The sequence below is a fragment of the Serratia bockelmannii genome, assembly GCF_008011855.1.
Lineage (GTDB): Bacteria > Pseudomonadota > Gammaproteobacteria > Enterobacterales > Enterobacteriaceae > Serratia > Serratia bockelmannii.
The window spans coordinates 1-1,310 of record NZ_VOUX01000013.1; the positions used below are offsets into that span (position 1 = coordinate 1).

A 1,310-nucleotide genomic window follows, 5' to 3' on the forward strand; every position below is an offset into this window, starting at 1 on the left:
TCATGACTGGGGTGAAGTCGTAACAAGGTAACCGTAGGGGAACCTGCGGTTGGATCACCTCCTTACCTAAAGATATTAGTTCGAGTGGCGTGCTCACACAGATTGTCTGATGAAAAAGTAATGAGCAAACAAAACCTTGTGGTATAGGTAAGTGCCGGGAGATTTGTGACTGTCCAGTGCAGTGACAAACGACAATGGCGCTCGATTTTTCACGAAAAATCTCACCTTTACCCGAAATTATCGAATCGGTGATTCGATAAGCCAATTTCGGGTCCCCATCGTCTAGAGGCCTAGGACACTGCCCTTTCACGGCTGTAACAGGGGTTCGAATCCCCTTGGGGACGCCATTCCGATAATGAGTGAAAGACATTATCACCGGTTAGCGATAACCGAAAAAATCTTAAAGATGACTTGCGAGTCATGTTTAAGATATTGCTCTTTAACAATCTGGAACAAGCTGAAAATTGAAACATGACGGCTGAAATTTATCCCTCCGTAGACGTATTGGGATGAAGAGTAACCTGTCATAGAGTCTCTCAAATGTTTGCAGCACGAACGATGGAAACATCTTCGGGTTGTGAGGTTAAGTGACTAAGCGTACACGGTGGATGCCTAGGCAGTCAGAGGCGATGAAGGGCGTGCTAATCTGCGAAAAGCGTCGGTAAGGTGATATGAACCGTTACAACCGGCGATACCCGAATGGGGAAACCCAGTGTGTTTCGACACACTATCATGTCATGAATACATAGTGGCATGAGGCGAACCGGGGGAACTGAAACATCTAAGTACCCCGAGGAAAAGAAATCAACCGAGATTCCCCCAGTAGCGGCGAGCGAACGGGGAGGAGCCCAGAACCTGAATCGGCTTGTGTGTTAGTGGAAGCGTCTGGAAAGTCGCGCAGCAAAGGGTGATAGCCCCGTACACTAAAATGCACAGGTCGTGAGTTCGATGAGTAGGGCGGGACACGTGACATCCTGTCTGAATATGGGGGGACCATCCTCCAAGGCTAAATACTCCTGACTGACCGATAGTGAACCAGTACCGTGAGGGAAAGGCGAAAAGAACCCCGGCGAGGGGAGTGAAATAGAACCTGAAACCGTGTACGTACAAGCAGTGGGAGCACCTTCGTGGTGTGACTGCGTACCTTTTGTATAATGGGTCAGCGACTTATATTTTGTAGCAAGGTTAACCGTATAGGGGAGCCGTAGGGAAACCGAGTCTTAACTGGGCGAATAGTTGCAAGGTATAGACCCGAAACCCGGTGATCTAGCCATGGGCAGGTTGAAGGTTGGGTAACACTAACTGGAGGA

General features: G+C 48.8%; 1 tRNA gene and 2 rRNA genes. All 3 read left to right on the forward strand.

Features of this window, described 5'->3' with window-relative positions:
- Positions 1-65: ribosomal RNA gene (locus tag FOT55_RS12465) — 16S ribosomal RNA — on the forward strand; the annotation flags it as partial.
- 206 nt (positions 66-271) lie between these two features.
- A tRNA-Glu gene (locus FOT55_RS12470) sits at positions 272-347 on the forward strand.
- 234 nt (positions 348-581) lie between these two features.
- Positions 582-1,310: ribosomal RNA gene (locus FOT55_RS12475) — 23S ribosomal RNA — on the forward strand; the annotation flags it as partial.